This is a genomic window from Stenotrophomonas sp. LC732, assembly GCF_052446685.1.
In the GTDB taxonomy this organism is placed as follows: Bacteria; Pseudomonadota; Gammaproteobacteria; order Xanthomonadales; family Xanthomonadaceae; genus Stenotrophomonas; species Stenotrophomonas muris.
The window spans coordinates 2,891,298-2,917,179 of sequence record NZ_CP199214.1 but is presented as its reverse complement, the minus strand read 5'-3'; the positions used below and the strand labels follow the sequence as shown (position 1 = coordinate 2,917,179).

Genomic DNA, 25,882 nt, shown 5'->3' with positions numbered 1-25,882 from the left:
GGTCTGGACAGGAAATGGATGAAATCGGACATGGCGTGGCTGCAACCGGATGCGCACTTCGATGCGGATGCCTGGAGCGCACCGGTGCTGGGCATCGCGTCGTCGCTGGCCGATCATGATTCGGGTTGGCACCAGCACGCGCGCGCGCAGTTGCTGTACACCCGGCGGGGCTGCACGCGGCTGACCTTCGGCGACCGCATCAGCCTGCTGCCGCCCTCGCGCGCGGCATGGATTCCCGGCGGCCTGCGCCATCGCGCACAGATGCGCCAGGCCGTGGACTACCGCTCGCTGTATTTCGATGCCACGTTGTCGGCACGGCTGCCGCAGCAGCCGGCGATCATCGGCGTCGGTCCCCTGCTGCAGGCATTGCTGGAACCGATCGCGCAGGCGCCGTTCGACCATGACTGGCGGGCGCCACGCGCGCACCATCAATTGGCGTTGTGCGTGCTGGAGATCGCCGCCGCACCGGTGGCGCCGATGGACCTGCCGCTGCCACGCGATCCACGCATCGCGCGCTGCCTGCCGCTGGCCGAGCAGTTGCCGCCTGAACTGGGTGAGCTCGCTGCGCGTGCGGGCCTGAGCGTGCGCACGGTCGGCCGGTTGATGCAACGCGACACCGGCATGGGCTACCAGGCCTGGCGCCAGCAATGGCGCCTGATGCGCGCCATGGAGCTGCTGCTGCTTGGCCATCGCATCGGGCACGTTGCGCAGGACACTGGTTTTTCCGCCGAGAGTCCGTTCATCGCCTTTTTCCGCAGCATGACCGGCACCACGCCCGCCGCGTTCCAGCGCCACGCAAAAGGGGACGGAGGGGATTAAGTCGTTTTCGCCACGCTGTGCGTCGAAGGGCGAAAGCGACTTAATCCCCTCCGTCCCCTTTTCAAAGAAAAACCCCGGCCGGAGCCGGGGTTCTGCATTTCAACGTGGCTGCCGATCAGCCGCCGCGCGGGCCGCTGCGGCGCGGGCCGCCGGGACCGCGGTTGCCACCGGGGCCGCCCGGGCCTCGGTTGCCACCCGGACCACCGGGACCACGGTTACCACCCGGGCCACGGTGGTTGCCACCGCCCGGACCGCGACCGCCCGGACGGGCGCCGTGTGCCGGCTTCGGGCTGCCATACGGGTTGAAGCCCGGCGTGGCGTGGTCGGACGGGAAGCTCGGCGCGTTGCCCGGATGACCGTACGGGTGCTTGTTGCCCTGGCCCTGCGAGCGGTTGCCCGCACCGGCCGGACGACCCTGGCCACCTGCGCCGCCACGGCCTTCACCACCGAAACCGCCACGGCCCTGGCCGCCACCGGCGCCTGCGCCCGGGCCCTTCGGCTTGCCGTACGGACGGCCCTGGCCGCCTGCACCCGGACCACGGGCACCCGGGCCACGTGCGCCCGGACCGGCGTTGCGATGGCCGCTCGGGCCGGTGCTCACGCCATCCGGCACGTACCAGGTGCGGAACGCGGCCGGGTTGCCTTCCGGCAGCGAGCGATCATTCTTCGGCGCGCGCTGCTTGAACGGCTTCTGCGACTGCTTGGCTGCCGCTTCACCGCTGACCGTCAGGCCGCCCTTGAAGCCGCCACCCTTGCCGCCGCGACCACGGCCGCGGTCTTCGCGGACGTTGTCGAAACGACGCAGCTCGCGGCCTTCGTCGGCGGTGTTGTGGCCGTTGACGTAGGCGTTGCCACGGCCACCTTCGCGCACGCGCACGGTGGTCTTGGCCGCGCGGCGCTGGCCGATCACCGGCTGCAGCGTCAGTGCCGACGGTGCGCCTTCTTCCAGCTTCAGCTGGGCGCGCAGGGCTTCAACCTGCGTGGTGCCCAGTTCCACCGAATGGCCACGGGCCAGTTCGCGCGGCAGGCTCACCTTGCCATAGCGGGTGCGCTTCAGGCGGCTGACCTGGCAGCCCTGCGACTCCCACAGCCGGCGCACTTCGCGGTTGCGGCCTTCCTTCACCACGACGCGGAACCAGTCGTGCGAATCGGTGCCGCCGATGCGTTCGATCTCATCGAACTTGGCCGGGCCGTCTTCCAGCGCGACGCCACGGGTGAGGCGGTCGACGATGGCGTCAGAGACCTTTTCCTCGCCTTCCGGCGCACGCACGCGCACCACGTACTCGCGCTCGACCTCGAACGACGGGTGCATCATGGCGTTGGCCAGCTCACCGTCGGTGGTGGCCAGCAGCAGGCCGGTGGTGTTGATGTCCAGGCGGCCGATGGCGATCCAGCGCGCGCCCTTCAGCGGCGGCAGCGACTCGAACACGGTCGGGCGGCCTTCCGGATCATCGCGGGTGGTCACTTCGCCTTCCGGCTTGTTGTAGACCAGCACGCGCGACGGCTCGGCCAGGGCGGTGGCGACGAAGCCGCGGCCATCCAGTTCGATCTTGTCGCCGCTCTTGACCGACATGCCGGTCTGCGCGACTTCACCGTTGACCTTGACCAGGCCTTCGGCGATGCGCTGTTCCAGCGCGCGGCGCGAGCCGAGGCCGGCCTGTGCGAGCACCTTGTGCAGGCGTTCTTCCAGCTTGAACTGTTCGGAGGTGGCTTCGCGCTTCAGCGAGAGCTTGTTACGGGGGGTGTCACTCATCAGTTTTGCTCCGGCCGACGGTTTCGAGGTCGGCCTCTGGTTCGGAATCGGCTTGGTCAACAGCCACGGTCGTCATCGCGACGGCGTTGTCTTCGCGTTCGTTCAGGGGCACCGCGCGCTCGCCCGGCGCGGAATCGGGGTGCCCATCATCGAGGGGCGAAGGTGCTTGCTCATCGGTGGCCGACGCAGGGGCTGCATCGGCGGAATCGGGGGTGTCACTGCCGGCCAGGCTGGCATCATCGTTCGCGGCAGCGCCATCGGCGCCGGCCGAGATGTCCGGACCCTCGGCACCGGCGACGGCCGGCGCATCGCGGTCCAGGGCAAGCTGCGGTTCCAGCTCGCCCAGGTCCTTCAGCTCCGACAGCGGCGGCAGTTCGTCCAGCCGCTTCAGCCCGAAGTAGTCCAGGAAGCCCTTGGTGGTGCCGAACAGCGCCGGTTTGCCGGGCACGTCGCGGTGGCCGACCACGCGGATCCACTCGCGTTCTTCCAGCGCCTGGATGATGTTGCTGCTGACCGCCACGCCGCGCACCTGTTCGATCTCGCCGCGGGTGATCGGCTGCCGGTAGGCGATCAGCGCCAGGGTTTCCAGGGTGGCACGGGTGTAGCGGGTCTTGCGTTCGGTCCACAGCCGGCTGATCCAGCCATGCACTTCGCCGGTGACCTGGTAGCGGAAGCCGGAGGCGACCTCGACCAGTTCCACGCCGCGGCCTTCGCAGGCCTCGCGCAGGCGTTCCAGCGCACGTTCGATGCTGCCCGGCGGTGCCGGTTCCTCTTCCGGGAACAGGTCCTTCAGCTGGGCCAGGGTGAGCGGCTGGCTGGAAGCCAGCAGGGCACCCTCGACAATGCGGTTGATCAGCGATTGATCCATCGGCAGTCAGCGCTCACTCGTCTGCATTGGCGTCGTCGTCGTTGTCGTCGAACTCGCTGCTGAACTGCAGCGGGGCATTGGTGTTGCCGGCCGCCAGCGACTTCACGTAGATCGGCGCCAGCGGTTCTTCCTGGACGATGTCCAGCAGCTGTTCCTTGGCCAGCTCCAGCACCGCCAGGAACGTGACCAGCACGCCCAGCTTGCCTTCTTCGGCGGTGAACAGCCCTTCAAAACGATAGAACTTGCCATCTTCCAGGCGTCCCAGCACTTCGCCCATGCGTTGCCGCACGCTCAGTGCCTCACGCTTGATGGCGTGGCCGCTGAACAGCTCGGCGCGCTTGAGCACGTCGTGCAGGGCCAGCAGCATTTCCTTCAGGTCCACCGGCGGCGGCAGCTTCACCGTGGCACGTTCGGGCATGAAGGCATGTGCCACGGTGGTATCGCGGTCCTGGCGGGGCAGGGCGTCGATGTTCTCGGCGGCCTGCTTGAAGCGTTCGTACTCCTGCAGCCGGCGCACCAGTTCGGCGCGCGGGTCGGCTTCATCGCCTTCCTCGCTGACCGGGCGCGGCAGCAGCATCCGCGACTTCACCTCGGCCAGGATCGCGGCCATCACCAGGTATTCGGCCGCCAGCTCGAAGCGCAGCTCGCGCATCACGGTGATGTACTCCACGTACTGCCGGGTGATCTCGGCAACGGGAATGTCCAGTACATCCAGGTTCTGGCGGCGGATCAGGTACAGCAGCAGGTCCAGCGGGCCTTCAAAGGCATCCAGGATGACTTCCAGCGCGTCCGGCGGGATGTACAGGTCCTGCGGAATCTGCAGGACCGGTTGCCCATGCACCACGGCCAGCGGCATTTCCTGCTGCTGGGGGGCGGGCGGCCGGGTTGGCGGGTTCGCGTCGAGCGCGAGTTCGGAAGTCATCTAATGGAGATCAGGATTGCAACGGACCAGTCGCGGCACCGGGTTCGCCGGGCCAACGCCACGGAGCCCCAAGGCGCCAGACACGCCGGGATCGGCGCGATTCCACACATATCAAACAGCGGGACGCGCCGCGGTAAACGGCAGCGACAGAACTACGGGGAGGTCGTCTACGTGGCCCGGCCGGGTGGTCCGGTTTGAAGCAGCGGGACGGTCGTCGGGGGCTGCGTTGGCCGCAAAAACCGACGGGCCGCTGCATCCAGCCACGTGCAATGGAGTCTAGGGTAAGCCTTTGCCGCGCCAGTGTCCAGCCGGACCGGGGCGGGGGCTGCATTGGCTAGAATCTGCGGACCCGACAACGCAAGCGAGGAAATGCCGGTGTGGTATGTGATCGAAGGGTATGACGGCCAGGATGTGCTGGCGCAGCGGCTGCAGGCGCGGCCGGAACACCTGGCGCGGCTGCACGCGCTGCGCGACGAGGGACGCCTGCTGCTGGCCGGCCCGTGCCCGGCGGTGGACAGTGAAGACCCGGGCCCGGCCGGTTTCAGCGGCTCGGTGGTGATCGCGCAGTTCGAGTCGTTGCCGCAGGCCCAGGCCTGGGCCGATGCCGACCCGTACGTGGCTGCCGGCGTCTACACCCGCGTGCAGGTACGCCCGTTCCGCAAGGTCCTGCCGTGAACGCGGAACGGATCGAGCGGATCCGTGATGCGCTGCAGCAGGCGCTGGCACCCAGCGTGCTCGAGATCGAGGATGACAGCCATCGCCATGCCGGCCATGCCGGCGCGCGCGACGGGCGCGGCCATTTCAACGTCCATGTGGTGAGTGAACGCTTCGCCGGACTGGCTCCGTTGGCCCGGCATCGCGCGGTCTATGCCGCGCTGGGGTCGATGATGGACACCGATATCCACGCGCTGTCCATCCGCGCACATACCCCGTCAGAACAGGGCTGAGCCCTTGTCCCGCACTGTCCTGGCGGGTCCGCAAGGGCCTGGCCACGGACAGGTTTTCATGTCCATTTCGGGACATTCGCCTAACGGACTGTTTACAAGCCCAGATGGAAACGCTTACATTCCGCGCCAATGCTGGTAGGTCCAAGCCGTGGAGGGCGGCTTCGTGAACAAGGCAGCTATCACAATCAAAGACGTCGCACGCGAAGCCCGGGTCTCCGTGGCCACGGTTTCCCGCGCGCTCAACGGGCATGAAAATGTCGCCGAACCGGTCCGCCAGCTTGTGCTGGAGGTGGCCGCACGGCTGCGCTACACCCCGCATGCCGCCGCCCGCAGCCTGAGCAGCCGCCGCACCAATACGGTGGGCGTGGTGCTGCCTGACCTGTACGGCGAATTCTTCTCCGAACTGATGCGCGGCATCGACGGCGTGGCCCGCAACCGCCGCCAGCACCTGCTGGTGTCCAGCTACCACGGCGACCAGGAACAGCAGGGCGCCGCCCTGCGTGCCATGCGCGGCCGCGTCGACGGCCTGCTGGTGCTCTCGCCCTATGCCGAGAGCCCGGGCTTCCTGACCGACAACCTGCCGCAGTCGCTGCCGACGGTGTTGATCAACACCTATCTGCCCGGGCAGGACCATCCGGTGCTGAGCATCGACGACCACGCCGGTGCGATGGCGATGACCCGCCACCTGCTGGACGCCGGCCACCGCCGCATTGCCTTCATTTCTGGCCCGGACCTCAACTTCGACGCGCGCGAGCGCCTGCGCGGCTTCCGTGACGCGCTGGTGGCGTTTGGCAGTGGCGCCGAAGGCATCGAGCTGCCCGGTGATTTCGACGAAGCTTCCGGCCATCGCGCCGGTCAGGAGTTGCTGGCAGCCGGAGCGCTGCCCGATGCCGTGTTCGCCGCCAACGACATGATGGCCCTGGGCTGCCTGTATGCGTTCACGCAGGCTGGTGTCCGTGTGCCGGCCGATGTTGCCCTGGCAGGTTTCGATGACATTCCACTGGCGCGTTTCGTCCACCCGTCGCTGACCACCATGCAGGTCAGCATCGCCGAGCTCGGCGACCGGGCCATGACGCGTCTGATGCAGTTGATGGACGGCACCTCCACGGATGGGACAGGGGACAAGCAGACCCTGGTTCCCCGCTTGATAGTTCGCGATTCCACCACTCCGCCATCCGGCCATTGAAGCCAGAGGCGTTCCTTCTTTTTTTGACTGATCGCAGGGACCGCGCAAGCGGTTACCGCCACCCGGAGATTGAGTTGATGATGCATACCACCTTCCGCATGCCGGCGCGCCGGCTGCTGAGCACCGCACTGGTCAGCTGCCTGATGCTGGCCGCCGCCCCCAACGTCATGGCGCAGTCGGCCAACGCCAGCCTGCGCGGCCAGGTTGCCGGCGCCCAGGCAGGTACCGAAGTGACCGCCACCAACGTGGCTACCGGTACCGTCCGCCGTGGCACCATCCGCGCCGACGGCAGCTACTCGCTGATGGGCCTGGACCCGGGTACCTATGACGTGGTCGCCAACGGCCAGACCCAGAAGGTCACCGTCACCGTGGCCTCGACCGCGACGCTGAACTTTGCCGGTGCCGCCAGCAGCACCCCCGGTTCGACCGCGGCCACCAACCTGGACACCGTCAACGTCGTCGCGCCGACCCTGCTGCAGGAAGTGCGCACCTCCGAAGTCGGCAAGACCGTCAGCCTGCAGCAGATCCAGACCACCCCGCAGGTGTCGCGCAACTTCCTGGAGTTCGCCGACGCGGTGCCGGGCATGATCTTCACCCGTGACGCCAAGGGCAACACCTCGCTGCGCGGCGGTGCGACCAACGCCGACGGCACCAACGTGTACATTGACGGTGTGGGCCAGAAGAGCTACGTCAAGGGCGGCGGCGTGGCCGGCCAGTCCGGCAGCGCAGGCAACCCGTTCCCGCAGCTGGCCATCGGTGAATACAAGGTCATCAGCGGCAACTACAAGGCCGAGTACGGCCAGGTGTCCAGCGCCGCGATCACCGCTGCGACCAAGTCGGGTACAAACGAGTTCAAGGGCGAGACCTTCTATCGTTACACCAACGACAGTATGCGTGCGATGACCCCGGCCGAACGCCAGCCGGGAAAGAGCAAGGAAGAATCGGCGGAGAAGGAATACGGCTTCGCGCTGGGCGGTCCGATCATCAAGGACAAGGCCCACTTCTTCGTGACCTACGAAGCCAAGCGTTTCGATCTGCCAGTGACCATTGCCCCGAATGGCGCGGTCACCAGTGCTGCCTCGCAGCTGCCGGCGGCGGCCGCCGCCGGCCTGGGCCCGGCCAGCCAGCCGTTCAAGCAGGACCTGATCTTCGCCAAGATCGACGTCGAGCCGACCGACAACGACCGCATCGAGTTCACAGTCCAGGATCGTGACGAGAATCAGCAGCAGTTCAGTGACCAGACCTCCAAGGAGCATGGCAAGGTCACTGACAACACAGACCGTCGTTTCGCGCTGCGCTGGAATCACAGCGGTGAGCGCTTCTACAACGAGCTGATGGTCACCCACGAGAAGTCGTTCAACAACCCGCTGCCGCTGACCCTGGGCAACGGCTACGTGTACACCGCGCCGGATGGCCGTGACATCGACGGCAACACCCCGCAGGAACGCACCATTGTGGAAATCGGTGGTGCCAGCGCCTTCGCCTCGCAGGTGAAGGGCCAGAAGGGCTGGTCGATCGAAGACAACCTGACCCTGGACGGCTTGGAGTGGGCTGGCGACCACACCATCAAGATGGGCGCCAAGTACAAGAAGATCAATCTGTACGCCTCCGACGCGCAGCAGATCAACCCGCAGTTCTACTACACCGTGGGCAACCCGGAATTTGGCATTGATACGCCGTACAAGGCGCAGTTCACCAAGCCGATTACTGGTGTCAGTGGCGTGTTGCCGGAAGTACGCTCGAAGACCACGCAGATTGGCTTGTTCATTCAGGACGATTGGCAGGTCAACGACCACCTGCAGTTGAACCTTGGCCTGCGTTGGGACTACGAGAAGAACCCGACCTACCTGGACTTCGTGACCCCGCCGGAAGTGGTCAGCGCGCTCAATGCGCAGGATCCGCATGGCCCGGCCGGGCAGAGCTACGCGCAGACGCTCGCGTTGAGCGGCCTGAACATCAACGACTACATCAGCAACGGCCACAACCGCAAAGCATTCAAGGATGCCTGGCAGCCGCGGCTGGGCTTCTCGTATGACATCAATGCCGACGAGCAGCATGTGATCCATGGTGGCGCCGGTCGTTCCTACGACCGTGATCTTTTCGACTACCTGGCGTTGGAAACCACCAAGCTGGCCCTGCCGCAGCCGACCGTGTACTTCCGCGACCCGCGCAGCGGAGCCTGCCTGTACGGGCAGAACCCGTGCTTCGATTGGAACCCGAACCTGCTCAATGGCATCGGCAACGTGCAGGCCCTGCTGGGCAGTACCAGCAACGAAGGCCTGGAAGTGGACCTGCTCAACAACAACTTGAAGGTGCCCTACGCGGACCAGTTCAGCCTGGGCATGAGCAACCAGATCGGGGAGTGGCTGACCGACGCCACCATCTCGCGCACGCTGACCTATGATGGCTTCGCCTACACCTTGGGCAATCGCTTCCGCAACGGCAACTTCTTCGACAACCAGATGCTGTGTGGTGCCGAAAAGCCAACCTACGGCCAACCGTGGGGTTGCAACATCCCCGGCTTCGGCAGCCTGATCATTGGCCAGCAGGGCATCAAGACCCGCGCTACCCAGATCCTCCTGTCGGCGCAGAAGCCGTACACCAAGGAAAGTGGCTGGGGTACCTCGATCGCCTATACCTGGACCACTGCGCGCCACAACCGCAACATCGACGAGCACTACTCGTTCGATCGCGGCACCATCGGCGAATACCCATACATCAAGTCCAACGGCGCGCCGCGCCACCGTCTGGTGGTCACGGGCTCCTACGATGGCTTCTGGGGCATCACCTTCGGTGGCAAGCTGACCTTGGCCACCCCGGTGGCGGGCAACGACTGGTCCTGCGTGGCACAGGCCGGCAACCCGAACTGCCTGCCGACCCCGGCCGCCGGCTACCCGGGGGGCAACGGCCGCTTCCTGCTCGGCGGCAAGATCTTCGGCTACCGGTCGCTTGACCTGCAGGCGACCAAGACCTTCAAGCTGGCCGGCGATACCGAGTTGTATGCGCGTATCGACATCATCAACGTGCTCAACTTCGACAACTTCTCCAACCTGAACTACGTGAAGAGCGACGGCAAGCTGCTGGTGAGCTACAACGAGACCGGCGACATCGTCGGTACTCCGCGCCAGGTCAAGGCCGAAGTGGGCTTCCGCTTCTAAGCCCGGGCGGTGATGCATGACCCGATGCCGCCGGCTCGCTGGCGGCATCGGTGAAAACGGCAATGGCCGGCCCCGTGCCGGTCCATTGCCCACGCCGCTGCCGGCCAGGGGGCAGCGGCGTGGGCAATGATCGCGGTGTCAGGCCACGTTTTTCGTGGTTTTTTAAGCACACACCTTGTAAACGATTTCAGATCATTGGACGGTATGCTTTCCCATCGATCAGACCACCGGAGGAACCGCGCCATGCAGGCACGCCATCTGTTGTCCGCCGCAGCGCTGAGCCTGGCCGTGGCCGCCTGCCAGCCGGCCCAGCAGGAACCTGCCAAACCGCGCCCGCCGGTGATCCTGATCGAGGCCGATGCACCGCCGCGGCCCATGAAGCCTGAGCTGCCGCCGCTGTTCGATGACATCGAGCGCCGCACCTTCCAGTTCTTCTGGGACACCACCAACGAGGTCAACGGGCTGACCCCGGACCGCTACCCGTCGCGGCCGTTCGCCAGCATCGCCTCGGTCGGCTTCGCGCTGACCGCCTATCCGATCGGCATCGAGAACGGCTGGGTCAGCCGCAACCAGGCGATCGACCGCACGCTGACCACGCTGAAGTTCTTCCGCGACGTGCCGATGGGCCCGCAGCGCACCGGCAAGGCCGGTTACAAGGGCTTCTACTACCACTTCCTGGACATGCAGGAAGGCCGCCGCTACGACAGCTGGGTCGAGCTGTCATCGGTGGATACCGCGCTGCTGATGATGGGCGTGCTGTTCGCGCAGTCGTACTACGACGGTGATGATCCGCGCGAGAAGGAAATCCGCCAGATCGCCGATACGTTGTACAAGAAGGTCGACTGGCCGTGGCTGCAGCAGCGTGCACCGCTGATCTCGATGGGCTGGTTCCCGGAGAGCGGTTTCATCGACCACGACTGGATGGGCTACAACGAGGCGATGATGGTGTACATCCTCGCCCTGGGCTCGCCGACGCACCCGGTCAGCCCGGACGCGTGGACGGTGTGGACGCGTACCTACGACAACGACTGGGGCGTCTACCAGGGCCAGGAATACCTGTCCTTCGGCCCGCTGTTCGGCCACCAGTACAGCCACGTCTGGATCGACTTCCGCGACATCCAGGACGCCTACATGCGCGAGCGCGGCAGCACCTATTTCCTCAACAGCCGGTCGGCCGCGCTGGCCCAGCGCGAATATGCCATCGCCAACCCGATGCAGTGGAAGGAGTATGGCGAGAACGTGTGGGGCCTGACCGCCAGCGATGGTCCGCAGAACACCACGCAGGAGTACCGCGGCGAGCAGCGCCAGTTCCGCCACTACTCCTCGCGCGGCGCCGGCCTGCGCGAGAACTTCGATGACGGCACCATCGCCCCGACCGCTGCGATCGCCTCGGTGGTGTTCGCCCCCGAGCAGGTGATCCCGGCCACGCTGGAGATGCACAAGCGCTTTGGCGACTACATCTATTCCAGCTACGGCTTCCTGGATTCGTTCAACCCCAGCTTCAACTACGACATCCCGATCAAGACCGGTCGTCTGGTTCCCGATCGCGGCTGGGTCGCCAGCGACTACATCGCCATCGACCAGGGCCCGATCCTGACCATGATCGCCAACTACCGCGATGACTTCGTCTGGGAAGTGATGAAGAAGAACCCGTACATCCGCAAGGGCCTGGAGCGGGCCGGGTTCAGCGGTGGCTGGCTGGCGCCGGAAGGCTCGTTCCAGCCGCTGGAACTGCAGAAAGACGAAAAGGCCGCGGCAGCACGCGCGGTGGGTATCGCCGAATCACGCGCGGCTGCCGCGCAGGAACAGAAGAACAATGCCAACCGCACCACAGGCCAGGGCAAGTAGCCCGATGCCGACCTGGATCGACCGCCTGCGCCGCTGGGCGCTGCCTGCCCTGGCCGCGTTGGCCGTGGCCGGCTGCGCCCGTACCGAACCGGGCACCACCACCGTGCGCTTCTGGGCGATGGGCCGCGAAGCCGAGGTGGTCAGCGAGCTGATCCACGAATTCGAGGCCGAAAACCCCGGCATCAAGGTGGATGTGCAGAACATCCCGTGGACCGCCGCGCATGAGAAGCTGCTGACCGCGTTCGCCGCCGACGGCCTGCCGGACGTGTGCCAGCTTGGCAACACCTGGGTGCCGGAGTTCGCCGAACTCGACGCGCTGACCCCGCTGCAGCCGTTCGTGCAGCGCTCCACCGTGGTCGACCCGAAGGACTACTTCCAGGGCATCTGGGATACCAACGTGATCCACGGCGGGCTGGTCGGCGTGCCGTGGTACGTCGATACGCGCCTGATCTACTACCGCAAGGACCTGCTGGCCAAGGCCGGCTACGACCACCCGCCGCGTACGTGGCAGGAATGGGAAGAGCAGATGGCGGCGATCAAGCGCATGCAGGGCCCGAGCCGCTACGCGGTGCTGATGCCGATCAACGAGTTCGAGCAGCAGCTGTCGCTGGCCTTGCAGCAGCCCGACCCGCTGCTGCGTGACGACGACACCCGGGGCAATTTCTCCAGCCCGGGGTTCCGCCGCACGCTGGGCTTCTACGCCAACATGTTCGAGCAGGGCTGGGCGCCGAAGATGTCCGAGACGCAGATCTCCAATGTCTGGGACGAATTCTTCCGCGGCTTCAACGTGTTCTACATCTCCGGCCCCTGGAACATCCGCGAGTTCAAGAAGCTGCAGCCGAAGGAACTGGAAGGGCAGTGGGGCACCGCCGCGCTGCCGGGGCCGGACGGTCCGGGCGCGGGCATCGCCGGTGGTACCAGCCTGGTGATCTTCCGCAAGTCGCAGCAGAAGGAGGCGTCCTGGAAGCTGATCGAATTCCTGTCGCGGCCGGAAATCCAGGCACGCTTCCATTCGATCATTGGCGACCTGCCGCCGCGCCGCAGTGCGTGGAACACGCCGTCGCTGGCCAATGACCCGCTGGCGGCCGCGTTCCGCGATCAGCTGGAGCGGGTCAGGCCGACGCCGAAGGTGCTCGAATGGGAGCGCATCGTGCAGGAAATGCGCATCGTCACCGAGAAGGTGGTGCGCGGTGGCCTGCCGCAGGACAAGGCCGTGGAAGAGCTGGACCAGCGCGTGGACAAGGTGCTGGCCAAGCGCCGCTGGATGCATGAACAACAACGCCTGCAGGAGCGCGCGCCGTCGCCGCAATCGAGCAGCGCCGTGGCCGCCGGGAGCGCGCAATGAAACGTACTTCGCTGGCCGGCTGGATCTTCGCCGGCCCCTCGCTGATCGTGCTGGGCGTGTTCTTCGGCCTGCCGGTCGCCTCGGCGCTTGCACTGAGCGTGACCGACTTCGACCTCTATGCACTGGCCGATAGCAGCAACCTGCGCTTCGTCGGCCTGGGCAACTACATCGACCTGCTGCAGACGCCGATGTTCTGGAAGTCGCTGTGGAACACCACCTACTTCGTGCTGATCGGCGTGCCGTTGTCGATCGGCGTGTCGTTGGGCGCGGCGATGCTGCTCAATGCACCGGCCGCGCGCTTCAAGGCCCTGTTCCGCACGGCCCTGTTCGCGCCGGTGGTGACCACGCTGGTGGCGGTGGCGGTGATCTGGCGCTACCTGTTCCATACCAGCTATGGCCTGGTGAACTACGGCCTGGGCCATCTGGGCATCAGCCCGATCGACTGGCTGGGTGATCCCAACTGGGCGATGCCGACCATCATGCTGTTCGCGGTGTGGAAGAACTTCGGCTACAACATGGTGATCTTCCTGGCCGGCCTGCAGGCGATCCCGCATGACCTGTACGAAGCGGCGCGCATCGATGGTGCCTCGCGCTGGAAGCAGTTCCTGCACATCACCCTGCCGATGCTCGGCCCGGTGCTGCTGGTGGTCGGGGTGATTACCGTGTCCGGCTACTTCCAGCTGTTCGCCGAACCCTACGTGATGACCCGCGGCGACCCACTGCAGAGCACCGTCAGCGTGCTGTATTTCATGTTCGAGGAAGGCTTCAAGTGGTGGAACCTGGGACGCGCCTCCGCCGTGGCGTTCCTGCTGTTCCTGATCATCCTGGCGGTGACCACCGTGATGCTGCGTTTCGGCCGCAAGAGGCAGTTGGTATGAGTCGTGAAATCGGCCAGTCGCGCTGGTACCCGTGGATGATCAATGGTGCGTTGCTGGTGCTGGCCCTGGTCAGCCTGGCACCGCTGCTGTGGATGGTCTCGGTCTCGTTCATGCCGCAGGGCGAGGCCAGCCATTTCCCGCCGCCGCTGCTGCCTTCGAGCATCACCACGCACAACTACCATGAACTGTTCGCGCGCACCGGCATGGGCGGCAACTTTGCCAACAGCCTGCTGGTGTCGCTGGGCATCACGATCGGCTCGCTGCTGCTCAACACCATGGCCGGTTACGCTTTCGCCAAGCTCAACTTCGTCGGCCGCGAGCGCCTGTTCCAGGTACTGATGGCGGCGCTGGTGATTCCAGCGCAGGTGGCGATGCTGCCACTGTTCCTGCTGATGAAGCAGCTGGGGCTGGTCAACAGCTTCGGCGGCGTGATCGTGCCGGCGCTGGCCAGCGTGTTCGGCATCTTCCTGGTACGCCAGTACGCACGTTCGATCCCGGACGAACTGCTGGAAGCGGCGCGCATCGACGGGGCAGGGGAGCTGCGCATCTTCTTCCAGATCGTGCTGCCGATGCTCAAGCCGGTGCTGGTGACCCTGGCGATCTTCACCTTCATGGGCGCATGGAACGATTTCATGTGGCCGCTGATCGTGTTGACCGACCAGGAGCACTACACTTTGCCGGTGGCGCTGGCCACCCTCTCGCGCGAACACATCATGGACGTGGAAATGATGATGGCTGGCGCGGTGGTCACCGTGGTTCCGGTGCTGGCGCTGTTCCTGGTGCTGCAGCGGTACTACATCCAAGGTCTGTTGCTGGGGAGCGTCAAGGGATGAAGCGAGCGATCGCCGTTGGACTGGGACTGTTGTGGACCTCCCTGGCGATCGCCGCACCACCGGCACTGCCGGCGCCGAAGGTGCTGGACGACTTCGACGATATCGGCGCCTGGAAACTGGTGCTGTCCGACCAGGTCAGTGGTTCGCTGCGGCCGGTCAGCGGCGCCGGCGGCGGCCGTGCCCTGTGCCTGGACTATGATTTCCACAAGGTCTCCGGCTACGTCGGCATCCGCCGCGCGCTGAACATCGACTACCCGGTCAACTACCGTTTCGGCTTCCAGCTGCGTGGTGATTCGCCGGCCAACGACCTGCAGTTCAAGCTGATCGATGCCAGCGGCGACAACGTCTGGTGGGTCAACCGCCCGGGCTACAGCTTCCCCAAGGCGTGGACACCGGTCGAATACCGGCGTCGCCAGATCGACAAGGCGTGGGGGCCGTCGCCCGAGAAGGAGATGGCGCGCAGCGCCGCGGTCGAGTTCACGATCTACAGCAAGGTCGGTGGCCGCGGCACGGTGTGCTTCGACAAGCTGACCCTGCAGGGCCTGCCACCGCAGGATGATTCGGCACTGGTGCCATCGGTCATCGCCGATACCGCCACCGCGCTGCAGGACCGCATGATCGATGGCAAGGGCGATACGTTCTGGATCAGCGGCGGGGTCAAGCAGCAGACCATCAGCCTGGACCTGCACAAGAGCCGCGAGATCGGCGGTGCGGTGATCGACTGGCTGCCGAACCTGGAAGCCAACCGTTACACCGTACGGACGTCCGAAGATGGCCGGGACTGGCGCACTGTGCGCGAGGTGACCGGCGGTGCGGGTGGCCGCGACTGGCTGGCGCTGCCGGACACCGACGCACGCTACGTGCGTTTCGATCTGCTCGATGGCCCGAACTGGCGCTATGGCATCCGTGACATCACGCTCAAGCCGCTGGCGTTCGCCGCCACGCCGAACGCCTTCCTGTCCTCGGTGGCGGCCGACCTGCCGCGCGGTTCGCTGCCGCGTGCGTATGTGGGCGAACAGCCGTACTGGACCCTGCTCGGCCTCGATGGCGGCCAGGAACAGGCGCTGATCAGCGAGGACGGTGCGCTGGAGCCGGCCAAGGGCAGCTTCAGCATCGAGCCGTTCATCCGCCTCGACGGCAAGCTGCTGGACTGGTCGAAGGTGGCCACTACCCAGTCGCTGCAGGACCACTATCTTCCGATCGCCAACGTCGACTGGGTGCACGAGAAGGCCGGCCTGGCGGTGACCAGCTTCGTGCAGGGCACGCCGGAGCGCGCGCAGTTGATCGGCCGCTACCGGCTGAGCAATCCGGACAAGGTGGCGCACGAGTACACCCTGGCGCTGGCGATCCGCCCCTGGCAGGTCAACCCGCCGACCCAGTTCCTCAACACCGTCGGCGGCTTCAGCCGCATCGATGCGCTGGACGTGGGCGAACAGCTGGTACGCATCAACGGCGAGCCGCGCATCTATCCACTGCAGGTGCCCGATGCCCGTTTCGCCAGCACGTTCGATGGCAAGCTCGATGCGATGCATCTTGCGTCCGGAAAGTATCCGGCCACTACGGCAGTGAAGGACAGTACCGGCATGGCGTCCGGTGCGCTGCTGTATACGATCAAGCTGGAACCCGGGCAGAGCCGCGAAGTGGCAGTGGTGCTGCCGCAGACCGGGAGCTGGGCGCCGCAGGCGCTGGACGTGGCCAAGGCGCAGGCGCAGGTGGCCGAACAGTGGCGGCACGCGCTGGGCGTGGTCTCGCTGCAGGTGCCGGCGGCAGGCCAGGCCCTGGTCGACACCCTGCGCACCGCCGTGGCGCACATGCTGATCTCGCGGGTCGGCCCGCGCCTGCAGCCGGGCACGCGCTCGTACGCGCGCAGCTGGATCCGCGACGGCGCGATGATTTCCGAAGGCCTGCTGCGCATGGGGCGCAGCGATGCCGTGCGTGACTACATCAACTGGTATGCGCCTTACCAGTTCGAGAACGGCAAGGTGCCGTGCTGTGTCGATGCGCGCGGCAGCGACCCGGTACCGGAGAACGACAGCCACGGTGAGCTGATCTACAGCATCGCCGAATATGGGCGCTATACCGGCGACAGCACCTTCGCCGAGCTGATGTGGCCGCACGTGCAGGGCGCCTACAGCTACATGGAGCAGCTGCGTGCCAGCGAGCGTACCGAAGAGAACCGTGCGCGCAATCCGGCGTTCTACGGGATGATGCCGGCCTCGATCAGCCACGAAGGCTATTCGGCCAAGCCGATGCATTCGTACTGGGATAATTTCTGGGCGTTGCGCGGCTACAAGGACGCAGCATCGCTGGCGGCCCAGCTGGGCAAGGTCGAAGCGATGCAGATCGCCGAGTCGCGTGACCAGTTCCGTGATGACCTGCAGGCGTCACTGCTGTCGGCGATGCAGCAGCACAACATCGACTACCTGCCGGGCTCGGCCGAGCTGGGCGATTTCGACGCGACCTCGACCACCGTCGCGCTGGCGCCGGGCGGCGAGCAGGGCCGGCTGCCGCAGCAGGCGTTGGAGGCGACCTTCGAGCGCTACTGGAAGGAATTCGTGGCCCGCCGCGATGGCAAGCGCGAGTGGAAGGACTACACGCCGTACGAATGGCGCAACGTGGCCGCCTTCGTTCGCCTGGGCTGGCGCGATCGCGCCTGGCAGGCGACCGAGTTCTTCTTCAAGGACCGTGCGCCGCAGGCCTGGAACCAGTGGGCCGAAGTGGTCTCGCGCACGCCGCGCAAGCCGTTCTTCGTCGGTGACCTGCCGCATGCCTGGGTCGCCTCGGACTTCGTGCGCTCGGCCCTGGACATGTTCGCCTACAGTCGTGACATGGACGATGCGCTGGTGTTGGCCGCCGGCATCCCGACGGCCTGGCTGCAGGGCGAGGGCATCGCCGTGCAGGGCCTTCGCACGCCGCAGGGCCAGCTCAATTACCGCCTGCAGCGCAGCGACAAGCAGCTGGTGCTGGAGGTGCAGCCGGGCCTGGTGCCACCGGTCGGTGGCGTGGTGTTGCCGTGGCCGTACGCCGGTGATCCGGGCGAGGCGACCATCAACGGCGAAGCGGCCGAATGGATCAACAAGGAACTGCACGTGCACCAGCTGCCGGCACGGGTCGAGATCGATGTACCGGGCGCGGTGCGCCGCGCCGAGCGCAAGGGGCAGTAACGATGAAGCAACAAGGGGAGGGAGCGCGTGCGACGGTGCGCGCCCTGGGGCTGGCCATTGCATTGGCATTGCCAGGGCTGACGCTGGCGGCGGTGCCGCAGGTCGCATCGCCAGCGGTGGACATCGCCAGCGCGCCAGGCATGAGCATGGTCACCTTCAACCTCCATCATGACCGCGAAGACTGGCCAAGCCGCCGCCGTACCATCCTGGCCGAACTCAAGCGCCTGCAGCCCGATGCCATCGCGCTGCAGGAGGTGATCCAGCGCCGCAACGTGCGCAACCAGGCGCAGTGGCTGGCCAGCCAACTCGGCTACAAGTACGTATTCGTGTCCACCGATCCGGTGGGTGCGCCGAAGCGTTACGGCAATGCGTTGCTGACCCGGCGGCCGATCCTCGCCCAGGGGGACCATCTGCTGCTGCCATTGGACGACTACCGCACGGTGGCCCACCTGCGCATCGACGTCGACGGCACGCCGGTGAACGTCTACGCCACGCATCTCAACGAGCGCAACGACGAGAGTGGTCAGCGCATCCGCCGTACCCAGGTCGAGGACCTGCTGCGCTTCATCACCGCTACCTCGGCCGGCGCGCCGGTGGTGATCGCGGGCGACTTCAATGCGCTGGTGGACGCAGGTGACCTGAGCGAGCTGCGCAGCCATTACGGCGACAGCTATGGCAGCGTGCACGTCAACACCGACCTGGCCGGGGTCAGCACCTTGAACCGGCACTATTACCAGGCACCTTCGCGTATCGACCACATCTTCTTCCAGCAGGACCGGATGGTCGCGCGCGAAGCGAAGCTCCTGTTCGACCAGCCCGATGACAGCGGTCGCTGGGCCTCGGACCACTACGGCGTGTGGACCCGGTTGCAGTTCGCGCCGACGCGCTGATGTCCTGGTAGGTGCCAACCTTGGTTGGCACGGACGTGTCCGCGTTCGCTCGAACAACGGCGCCAACCAAGGTTGGCCTCTACCAGAGCGCTGCACGCGCCCGGCGCACAAACAGAAACGGCGGGGATCATCGATCCCCGCCGTTCCTTTTCACGCGACCAGATCGCGATCAGTTCGCCGGCGGTGTGCGCTTGGCGGCGTCTTCGTCTTCTTCGTCGGCCTTGGCTTCGGCCGCCTGGGCGGCGGCATCGGTGTGACCATCGGCGACCGGATCGATCGACGGCGTCACCACCGCATCGGCGACCGGGGCCGCAGCTTCCACCGGTGCGGCTTCAACTGCCACCGGAGCGACTGGCTGTTCGGCGACCGGTGCGGTCTCGACAACCGGCTTGGCTTCAACCGCGGGAGCGGCCTCCACCACCGGGGCGGCCTCAACGGCCAGCGGCTCGGCTTCGACCGCCGGAGCGGCTTCAGCGATCTCTGGCTTCGATTCCACGACCGGCTTCACTTCGACTACCGGAGTGGCTTCAACGGCCGGGGCAGCCTCAACCACGACCGGCTTGGCTTCGACCGCCGGTGCTGCAGCCACCACCGGCTGGGCCGGGGTCGCCGCGTCGATGGCATCGAGCATGCTGGTCTGCACCGGCGAAGATGCCGGTTCGGCCTTGGCCACGGTATTGATCGGGGCCTGTACCTCGGCCACCACCGGTGCAGCGGCATCGACCACGGCGCTGCTCACCACCGCGACCGGCGCGGCGACAACAGCGGCGGCGGCACGGACCGGCTTTCCGGATTCGGCAGCGGTCGGTTCGACTTCGTCATCGAAATCGAATTCCGGTTGCGAACGGGCCGGCTGCGCGGCCGCGACCGGAGTGGTCCCGGCGACGCTGTCGTTGCTCTGCTCGGCGACATCAGCGGCATCGGTGTCATCACTGTCGTCCGCGTCGTCCTGATCATCGCCCAGGCCATCGCTGCCGGCAGCGTTCTCGGCGCCACCACGACGGCGGCGACGGCCACCACGACGGCCACGGCGGCGGCGGGTCGCGCCTTCACCGGCCTGCTCGCCGTTGGCGTCGACAGCAGCCTCTTCACCGGTCACGGCAATCGCCTCGGCCTCGTTGCCGGCGTTGGCAGTGGTGTCGGCCGGTGCAGTGGCTTCCGCCGGAGCGGAGGCGGCCGGCGCAACCGGCGCCACCGGCGCAGTGGCTTCCTGAGCGGTCACCCCATTGGCGGCGACCGCCGTGGCGGCCACGGCGGCAGCCGCGGTCACGGCCTCGGCCGGTGCCTCGGCGGTGCTGCGCTGCGGCTTCTCGGCCGGCTTGTCACCGTCCTGCGGCTGGCGCGGCTGCTTGGGCTGCTTCAGCTTCGGCTGCTGCTGGTTCTGGTTCTGGCCCTGCTGCTCGTTGCGCGGCCTGTTCTGCTGATGCGGCTGCTGGCCGTCCTTCTGCTGAGGCTCCTTCTGCCTGCCCTGCTGCGGCTGCTGCTGGGCATTGCCGTTGTTGCCGTTGCGGCCGTCCTTGCGCTGCTCACCGCGCTCCTTGCGGTTGCCGCCATCCTTCTGCTGCTGAGCGTTGCCGTTGCCACGGTTGTCGTCGCGGCGATCCTTGCGGTCCTTGTTGCGATCCTTGTTGCGGTCCTTGCGGCCGCCGTCCTGCTGCTGGCGGGCAACAGGAGCCGCCGGCGCCGGCGCCGGCGCCGGTTCGCCACCGAACACGCGCTTGAGCCAACCGATCACGCCGCCGCTCGGGGCCGCTGCAACCGGCGCTGCCACGACCGGGGCCGGTGCCGCTGCGGCCGGCTCCACTTCCTCGCGCACCGGGGCGGGGGAGGTGTGCTTGACCTGGGTCACCGCCGGCGGCGGGATGTTCAGCTGGCCCTTGGTCAGGGCATGCACCGGCAGCTTGCGCGGGGTGCCGCGCTGGTAACTGGGCTTGTTGCTCTCTTCACCCAGCTCGTTCTCGCGCAGGCGGGTGACGGTGTAGTGCGGGGTGTGCAGCTGCTCGTCGGCGACGATCACGATCGGCGCCTCGTGGCGCTGCTCGATCTCGCGCAGGGCACTGCGCTTTTCGTTCAGCAGGTAATTGGCGATCTCCACCGGCGCCTGGACCAGCACCTGCCCGGTGTTTTCCTTCATCGCATGCTCTTCGGCAACGCGGATGATCGACAGCGACAGCGACTCGACGCTGCGCATGCGGCCGTGGCCGTCGCAACGCGGGCAGACGATCTGGCTGGATTCACCCAGGCTCGGGCGCAGGCGCTGGCGGCTCATTTCCAGCAGGCCGAAGCGCGAGATGCGGCCGACCTGGACGCGCGCACGGTCGTACTTCAGCGCGTTGGCCAGGCGGTTCTCGACCTCGCGCTGGTGCTTGTTGGAGGCCATGTCGATGAAGTCGATCACCACCAGGCCGCCCAGGTCGCGCAGGCGCAGCTGGCGGGCCACTTCCTCGGCCGCTTCCAGGTTGGTCTGGAACGCGGTGTCCTCGATGTCGCTGCCCTTGGTGGCGCGCGAGGAATTGACGTCGACCGCGGTCAGCGCTTCGGTCTGGTCGACCACGATCGAGCCGCCCGACGGCAGGCGCACGTTGCGCTCGTAGGCGCCCTCGATCTGCGACTCGATCTGGAAGCGGTTGAACAGCGGGATGTCGTCCTTGTAATGCTTGAGCTTGCGCAGGGTCTGCGGCATCACCTGCTGCATGAACTCGCGGGCGTGCTCGTACATCTCCTCGGTGTCCACCAGGATCTCGCCGATGTCGGCGCGCAGGTAGTCACGCAGGGCGCGCACGATCAGGCGCGATTCCTGGTAGATCAGGAACGGAGCCGGCTTGCTCAGTGCGGCTTCGGCGATGGCGCGCCAGACATTGAGCAGGTAGTCCAGGTCCCACTGCAGCTCTTCCGCATCGCGGCCGACGCCGGCGGTACGGATGATCACGCCCATGTCGTCGGGAATGTTCAGCTTGTCCAGGGCGTCCTTCAGCGCGGCCCGGTCTTCGCCCTCGATGCGACGGGAAACGCCGCCGGCGCTGGGCGAGTTCGGCATCAGCACCATGTAGCGGCCGGCCAGCGAGATGAACGTGGTCAGGGCGGCGCCCTTGTTGCCACGCTCTTCCTTGTCGACCTGGACGACGATCTCCTGTCCTTCCTTCAGCAGCTCGCGGATGCCGGCCTTGTTGTGGTCGACACCGGCCTGGAAGTAGTCGCGGGAGATTTCCTTCAGCGGCAGGAAGCCATGGCGGCCACCGCCGTACTCGACGAAGGCGGCTTCCAGCGAGGGCTCGATGCGGAAGATCCGGCCCTTGTAGATGTTGGACTTCTTCTGTTCCTTCGACGGCTGTTCGATGTCGATGTCATACAACGACTGGCCATCCACGATGGCAACACGCAGCTCTTCAGCCTGCGTGGCGTTGATCAGCATTCGCTTCATTGTTGCGTTCCTCGCAAGCGGCTACCGCGCGGAACGCCATGGGGTTTCGCCTCTGGACACGGTTCGCCGCCCATTCGCGCAAGCGCGGGGAGGGCGGCTTGGGTTTCCAGCGCTACGACACCACGGCAGGCCGCGGGAGCGCTTCACTCTTATGGGTTTTGGGGTGTTACAGGCCGCAGGCAGCTGTCAGCCAGGCTGGAGCGCCACGCGGGACATGTTCAGCACGGTTGCGTGTCAGGCATCCGGCGATGGCCGGGAAGGCCGGTGAGCCGCTAACATGGCCGCCCCGCGGGCGGTGGTCGCGCACTGTGCCGGATTCGTCGGAAGCTGGGCTTCTGGCCCTGAGTAACTTCCAACGAAATCAATCCCTTATCTCGCCCCCCGAGTGTAACAGAATAAACAGCCTGATGACCGCCCAAGACCCCACCAAACCCGCTGGCGACAAGCCTTCCGTGCGCATGATCACCGTTCCCGCCGACCGCGCCGGCCAGCGCCTGGACAACTTCCTGCTCGGCCAGCTGAAGGGCGCCCCGCGCAGCCTGGTCTACAAGCTGGTGCGCAGTGGCCAGGTTCGGGTGAACGGTGGCCGCGCCAAGGCCGAACGCAAGCTCGAGGCCGGTGACGAGGTGCGCGTGCCGCCGGTCCGTCTCACTGAGGAAGGAGACAGGGCCGGTCCGCCGGAGGCGTTCATGCGCCGCCTGGAGCAGGCCATCGTCTTCGAGGACGCCCGCCTGCTGGCCCTGAACAAGCCGACCGGCGTGGCCAGCCACGGCGGCAGCGGCATCAGCTTCGGCGCCATCGAGACCCTGCGCGCGCTGCGCCCGGGGCAGACCCTGGAGCTGGTCCACCGGTTGGATCGCGACACCTCGGGCCTGCTGATCGTGGCCAAGAAGCGCTCGGCGCTGAGCGAACTGCAGGCCTTGCTGCGTGAAGACCACGGCGCCGGCATCCGCAAGCGCTACCTGACCCTGCTGGCCGGGCGCATGCCCGACGGCGTGATGACGGTCGACGCACCGCTGCACGTGGGCCTGCGCCAGGGCGGCGAGCGCCATGTGCAGGTCAATGCGATCGGCAAGGAATCGATCAGCCACTTCCGGGTGCTGGAACGCCGCGGTGGCCATTCGTACTGCGAAGTCCGCATCGAGACCGGCCGTACCCACCAGATCCGCGTGCACGCCCAGCATCTGGGGCATCCGGTGGCCGGTGACGACAAATACGGCGATCCAGCGGTCAACAAGCGGCTTCGTGAGCAGATCGGGCTGAAGCGCCTGTTCCTGCATGCGGCCTCGCTGGAGTTCGCGCTGGATGACGGCAAGAGCCCATACGTATTGAACGCGCCGCTGGCGGATGAGCTGGTCGAGGCGCTGGACCGGCTGAAGTAAGGATCTCCTGTAGCGTCGAGTCACGCTCGACTGCGCCTCGGTCGGGCCGCGCGGAAAGCCAGTCGAGCATGGCTGGACTCTACAGGGCGAGCCGGGAACCCCTCACCACTTGAACAGCACCAGGCTGATCGCCAGCGTGCCCATGCCGGCCACCAGTCCATAAACCGTCTCGTGGCCCTTGGCATAGCGCTTGGCCGCCGGCAGCAGCTCATCCAGCGCCAGGAACACCATCACGCCGGCGATCAGGCCGAACACCCAGCCGAACGTGGCGTGCGACAGCGATCCTGACAGCAGCCAGTAGCCAAGCGCTGCGCCCACGGGCTCGGCCAGGCCGGACAGCAGGCTGGCACTGAACGCGTAGAACTTGTTCTGGGTGGCGAAGTACACCGGCACCGCGATCGCGATGCCCTCGGGAATGTTGTGGATGGCGATGGCGAAGGCCAGTGGCATGCCCACCGATGGGCTTTCCAGCGTGGCAAAGAAGGTCGCCAGCCCTTCCGGGAAATTGTGTGCGGTGATCGCAACCGAGGTCAGCAGCGCGACCCGCTTCAGGTACTCGCGGCTGTTCTCGCGGAACGCAGGGTCCTGTTTGTCCAGGCTGTCATGCGGATTGGGAATGAAGTGGTCGATCAGTACGATCACGATCACGCCCAGCAGGAAGGCCAGGGTGCCGTAGGTGAAGCCGGTGCGCTCGCCATACGCCAGTGCAAACGACGCAATGGACTTGTTGAGGATCTCCGACAGCGACACATAGACCATCGCGCCACCGGCAAAGGCCAGGCCGAACGCCAGCAGGCGCGGGCTGGGGCGGCGCGAGAACAGCACCAGCAGGCTGCCGATCGCGGTGGCCAGGCCTGCGGCAAGCGTGACCGCCAGTGCGATCCAGATGTTTTCAGGGGGAATCTGCAGCATCAACCCACGCGATCCTGGTCAACAGACAGCCGCCCCGGGCAGGGCCGGGGCGGCGAGGGCGAGGCGGGCGTCGGCAGGCCCCGTCGGGGTGTGTGCGATCAGCCGCCGCGGCGCAGGCGTTCTTCGATGGCGAAGCACTGGTCCGGCTTCGGCTGTGGCGGGTTGAAGCTGACAGGAACCTGGATGGTGGCCGGCACCGGTTGGCCGTTACGGGTGGCGGCCTTGAACTGCCAGCCCTGCACGGCGGTCTTGGCCAGTTCGTCCAGCTGCGGGTTGCCGGCCCCGGTCAACAGCGCAACCTCGCTCGGCTTGCCGTCGGTGCCGATGGTCACCTTGAAGGTGCTGGTGCCGCCCACGCCCATGCAGGCCAGTTCCAGCGGGTACTGCGGCGGCGGCGTCTTCACCGCGGCCACTTCGGTCGGCGGCGGCGGTGGCGGTGACGGCGGTTCGGACGCGCCACAGCCGGCCAGGCCGGTCGCAGCGATCAGGGACAGGCTCAGCAAACGTACGTTCATGGCAGTTGCTCCGTCAGGGCCGAAGTCTTGGCCGCGCAGATGAAGTCGTTCTCGCTCAGCCCGCCCACATCGTGGGTGGAGAAGCGCACGACCGCGCGGTCGTAGTGCACGCCCAGGTCCGGGTGGTGGTCCTCGCGGTGGGCGATCCAGGCCAGCGCGTTCACGAAGGCCATGGTGGCGTAGTAATCCTTGAAGCGGAAGGTACGCGACAGGGCCTGGTCACCCTCGCTCAGCTCCCAGCCGGGAACCTGCGGCAGCAGTTCGGCCAGGCGGGCCTCGCCGAGCTTGTGGTCGCTGCCTTTGCGCGGCACGCAACGGGCCTGGGCCAGTGGAATCAGGTCGGCCATGGGAATCTCCACCTCGTGTTGACTGAACAATGCGCCGGACGGTGTATAAACCGAATGAGCGGCTGACGCTTACTTGGCTAGAATAGCCTGATGATCCAGATCTCCGACACTGCCCAGACCCATTTCCGCAAGTTGATCGAACGCGAGGGCGTGCCCGGCATGGGCGTGCGCCTGAGCGCGGTCGACCCCGGTACGCCGCGCGCCGATGCCCGGCTGGAATTCGCCGAACCGACCGACCTGCTCGGTGACGAGTGGGCGGTGGACTGCGATGGTTTCACCCTCTATGTCGACGCCGGCAGCGTTGGCTGGCTCGATGGCGCCGAGATCGACATCGTCGCCGGCACCGCCGGTGCCCAGCAGCTGACCATCAAGGCGCCGCGCATCAAGGGCGAAGCGCCGGGTGATGCGGCCTCGCTGGTCGAACGCGTGCACTGGGTGGTGGAGAACGAAGTCAATCCGCAGCTGGCCTCGCATGGCGGCAAGGTGGCCGTGCAGGAAGTCTCGTCCGACGGCGTGGTGCTGCTGCGCTTCGGTGGTGGCTGCCAGGGCTGCGGCATGGCCGATGTGACGCTCAAGCAGGGCATCGAAAAAACCCTGATGGGCCGCGTGCCGGGCGTGACCGCCGTGCGTGACGCGACCGATCATGACAGCGGCCACGCGCCTTACATTCCGCGCGGCAACGTCGCCTGATCGC

The 25,882-nt window shown here is 66.6% G+C and carries 20 protein-coding genes; 13 read left to right on the top strand and 7 right to left on the bottom strand.

Annotated elements, in window-relative coordinates; translation table 11 throughout:
* Nucleotides 1-30: 30 nt before the first annotated feature.
* Nucleotides 31-819: an AraC family transcriptional regulator gene (locus ACT6SE_RS13975; protein ID WP_069116916.1), complete on the top strand. Its 789-nt coding sequence runs from the start codon at nt 31-33 to the stop codon at nt 817-819.
* A 115-nt stretch (nt 820-934) separates the two neighbouring features.
* Here ACT6SE_RS13975 and ACT6SE_RS13970 read toward each other — a convergent pair whose 3' ends face one another.
* From ACT6SE_RS13970 to ACT6SE_RS13960, 3 genes are read right to left on the bottom strand one after another with little or no spacing between them, the layout of a single operon-like run.
* A complete protein-coding gene (locus tag ACT6SE_RS13970) occupies nt 935-2,572 on the bottom strand; it encodes a pseudouridine synthase (RefSeq protein ID WP_046431677.1) in 1,638 nt (545 codons plus the stop codon).
* The gene (gene scpB, locus ACT6SE_RS13965) at nt 2,565-3,440 is read right to left on the bottom strand and encodes an SMC-Scp complex subunit ScpB (protein ID WP_014647755.1); all 876 of its coding nucleotides are present in this window, start codon (nt 3,438-3,440) and stop codon (nt 2,565-2,567) included. Before scpB ends, ACT6SE_RS13970 begins: the two co-directional genes overlap by 8 nt.
* 13 nt (nt 3,441-3,453) lie before the next feature.
* On the bottom strand, nt 3,454-4,362 hold the full coding sequence (locus tag ACT6SE_RS13960; protein ID WP_014647754.1) for a segregation and condensation protein A: 909 nt from the start codon (nt 4,360-4,362) through the stop codon (nt 3,454-3,456).
* 375 nt (nt 4,363-4,737) lie between these two features.
* On the opposite strand from ACT6SE_RS13960, the gene ACT6SE_RS13955 reads away from it, so the two are divergent.
* The 10 genes from ACT6SE_RS13955 (at nt 4,738) to ACT6SE_RS13910 (ending at nt 18,611) form a co-directional block, all read left to right on the top strand.
* Nucleotides 4,738-5,037 (top strand): YciI family protein, encoded by a 300-nt coding sequence (locus tag ACT6SE_RS13955; RefSeq protein WP_014037825.1) that lies wholly within the window; start codon nt 4,738-4,740, stop codon nt 5,035-5,037.
* Entirely contained in the window at nt 5,034-5,309 is a 276-nt protein-coding gene (locus ACT6SE_RS13950; RefSeq protein WP_014647753.1) for a BolA family protein, read from the top strand. Before ACT6SE_RS13955 ends, ACT6SE_RS13950 begins: the two co-directional genes overlap by 4 nt.
* Nucleotides 5,310-5,457: 148 nt before the next feature.
* Nucleotides 5,458-6,495: a LacI family DNA-binding transcriptional regulator gene (locus tag ACT6SE_RS13945; RefSeq protein WP_014647752.1), complete on the top strand. Its 1,038-nt coding sequence runs from the start codon at nt 5,458-5,460 to the stop codon at nt 6,493-6,495.
* A 77-nt stretch (nt 6,496-6,572) separates the two neighbouring features.
* Nucleotides 6,573-9,653: a TonB-dependent receptor gene (locus ACT6SE_RS13940; RefSeq protein ID WP_046431674.1), complete on the top strand. Its 3,081-nt coding sequence runs from the start codon at nt 6,573-6,575 to the stop codon at nt 9,651-9,653.
* Nucleotides 9,654-9,896: 243 nt separating this feature from the next.
* Entirely contained in the window at nt 9,897-11,501 is a 1,605-nt protein-coding gene (locus ACT6SE_RS13935; RefSeq protein WP_014647750.1) for a glucoamylase family protein, read from the top strand.
* Nucleotides 11,502-11,505: 4 nt separating this feature from the next.
* Nucleotides 11,506-12,846, top strand: coding sequence for a sugar ABC transporter substrate-binding protein (locus ACT6SE_RS13930; RefSeq protein WP_088375480.1), 1,341 nt, complete (start codon nt 11,506-11,508; stop codon nt 12,844-12,846).
* The gene (locus ACT6SE_RS13925) at nt 12,843-13,724 is read left to right on the top strand and encodes a carbohydrate ABC transporter permease (protein WP_005410323.1); all 882 of its coding nucleotides are present in this window, start codon (nt 12,843-12,845) and stop codon (nt 13,722-13,724) included. The genes ACT6SE_RS13930 and ACT6SE_RS13925 overlap by 4 nt, the downstream gene beginning before the upstream one ends.
* On the top strand, nt 13,721-14,557 hold the full coding sequence (locus ACT6SE_RS13920) for a carbohydrate ABC transporter permease (protein ID WP_006456347.1): 837 nt from the start codon (nt 13,721-13,723) through the stop codon (nt 14,555-14,557). Before ACT6SE_RS13925 ends, ACT6SE_RS13920 begins: the two co-directional genes overlap by 4 nt.
* Nucleotides 14,554-17,721 carry a discoidin domain-containing protein gene (locus tag ACT6SE_RS13915; RefSeq protein WP_046431668.1) on the top strand — a complete coding sequence of 1,056 codons (3,168 nt, stop codon included), beginning with the start codon at nt 14,554-14,556 and terminating at the stop codon, nt 17,719-17,721. Before ACT6SE_RS13920 ends, ACT6SE_RS13915 begins: the two co-directional genes overlap by 4 nt.
* Before the next feature lie 2 nt (nt 17,722-17,723).
* The gene (locus ACT6SE_RS13910; RefSeq protein ID WP_032960121.1) at nt 17,724-18,611 is read left to right on the top strand and encodes an endonuclease/exonuclease/phosphatase family protein; all 888 of its coding nucleotides are present in this window, start codon (nt 17,724-17,726) and stop codon (nt 18,609-18,611) included.
* Nucleotides 18,612-18,780: 169 nt separating this feature from the next.
* On the opposite strand, the gene rne is transcribed toward ACT6SE_RS13910, so the two are convergent.
* The gene (gene rne, locus ACT6SE_RS13905; protein WP_046431665.1) at nt 18,781-22,032 is read right to left on the bottom strand and encodes a ribonuclease E; all 3,252 of its coding nucleotides are present in this window, start codon (nt 22,030-22,032) and stop codon (nt 18,781-18,783) included.
* 407 nt (nt 22,033-22,439) lie between these two features.
* Between rne and ACT6SE_RS13900 the strand changes: the two genes are divergently transcribed.
* Nucleotides 22,440-23,414 (top strand): RluA family pseudouridine synthase, encoded by a 975-nt coding sequence (locus tag ACT6SE_RS13900; protein WP_046431662.1) that lies wholly within the window; start codon nt 22,440-22,442, stop codon nt 23,412-23,414.
* Between the two features lie 102 nt (nt 23,415-23,516).
* Here the strand turns inward: ACT6SE_RS13900 and zupT are convergent, their stop codons facing one another.
* From zupT to ACT6SE_RS13885, 3 genes are all read right to left on the bottom strand, one after another.
* Nucleotides 23,517-24,326, bottom strand: a complete 810-nt coding sequence (zupT, locus tag ACT6SE_RS13895; RefSeq protein WP_014647743.1) for a zinc transporter ZupT — start codon at nt 24,324-24,326, stop codon at nt 23,517-23,519.
* A gap of 98 nt (nt 24,327-24,424) precedes the next feature.
* Nucleotides 24,425-24,841 (bottom strand): energy transducer TonB, encoded by a 417-nt coding sequence (locus ACT6SE_RS13890; protein WP_014647742.1) that lies wholly within the window; start codon nt 24,839-24,841, stop codon nt 24,425-24,427.
* Nucleotides 24,838-25,188, bottom strand: a complete 351-nt coding sequence (locus ACT6SE_RS13885; RefSeq protein WP_014647741.1) for a 4a-hydroxytetrahydrobiopterin dehydratase — start codon at nt 25,186-25,188, stop codon at nt 24,838-24,840. The genes ACT6SE_RS13890 and ACT6SE_RS13885 overlap by 4 nt, the downstream gene beginning before the upstream one ends.
* Nucleotides 25,189-25,278: 90 nt before the next feature.
* On the opposite strand from ACT6SE_RS13885, the gene ACT6SE_RS13880 reads away from it, so the two are divergent.
* On the top strand, nt 25,279-25,878 hold the full coding sequence (locus ACT6SE_RS13880) for an NfuA family Fe-S biogenesis protein (RefSeq protein WP_014037813.1): 600 nt from the start codon (nt 25,279-25,281) through the stop codon (nt 25,876-25,878).
* The last annotated feature ends 4 nt before the right edge of the window (nt 25,879-25,882 follow it).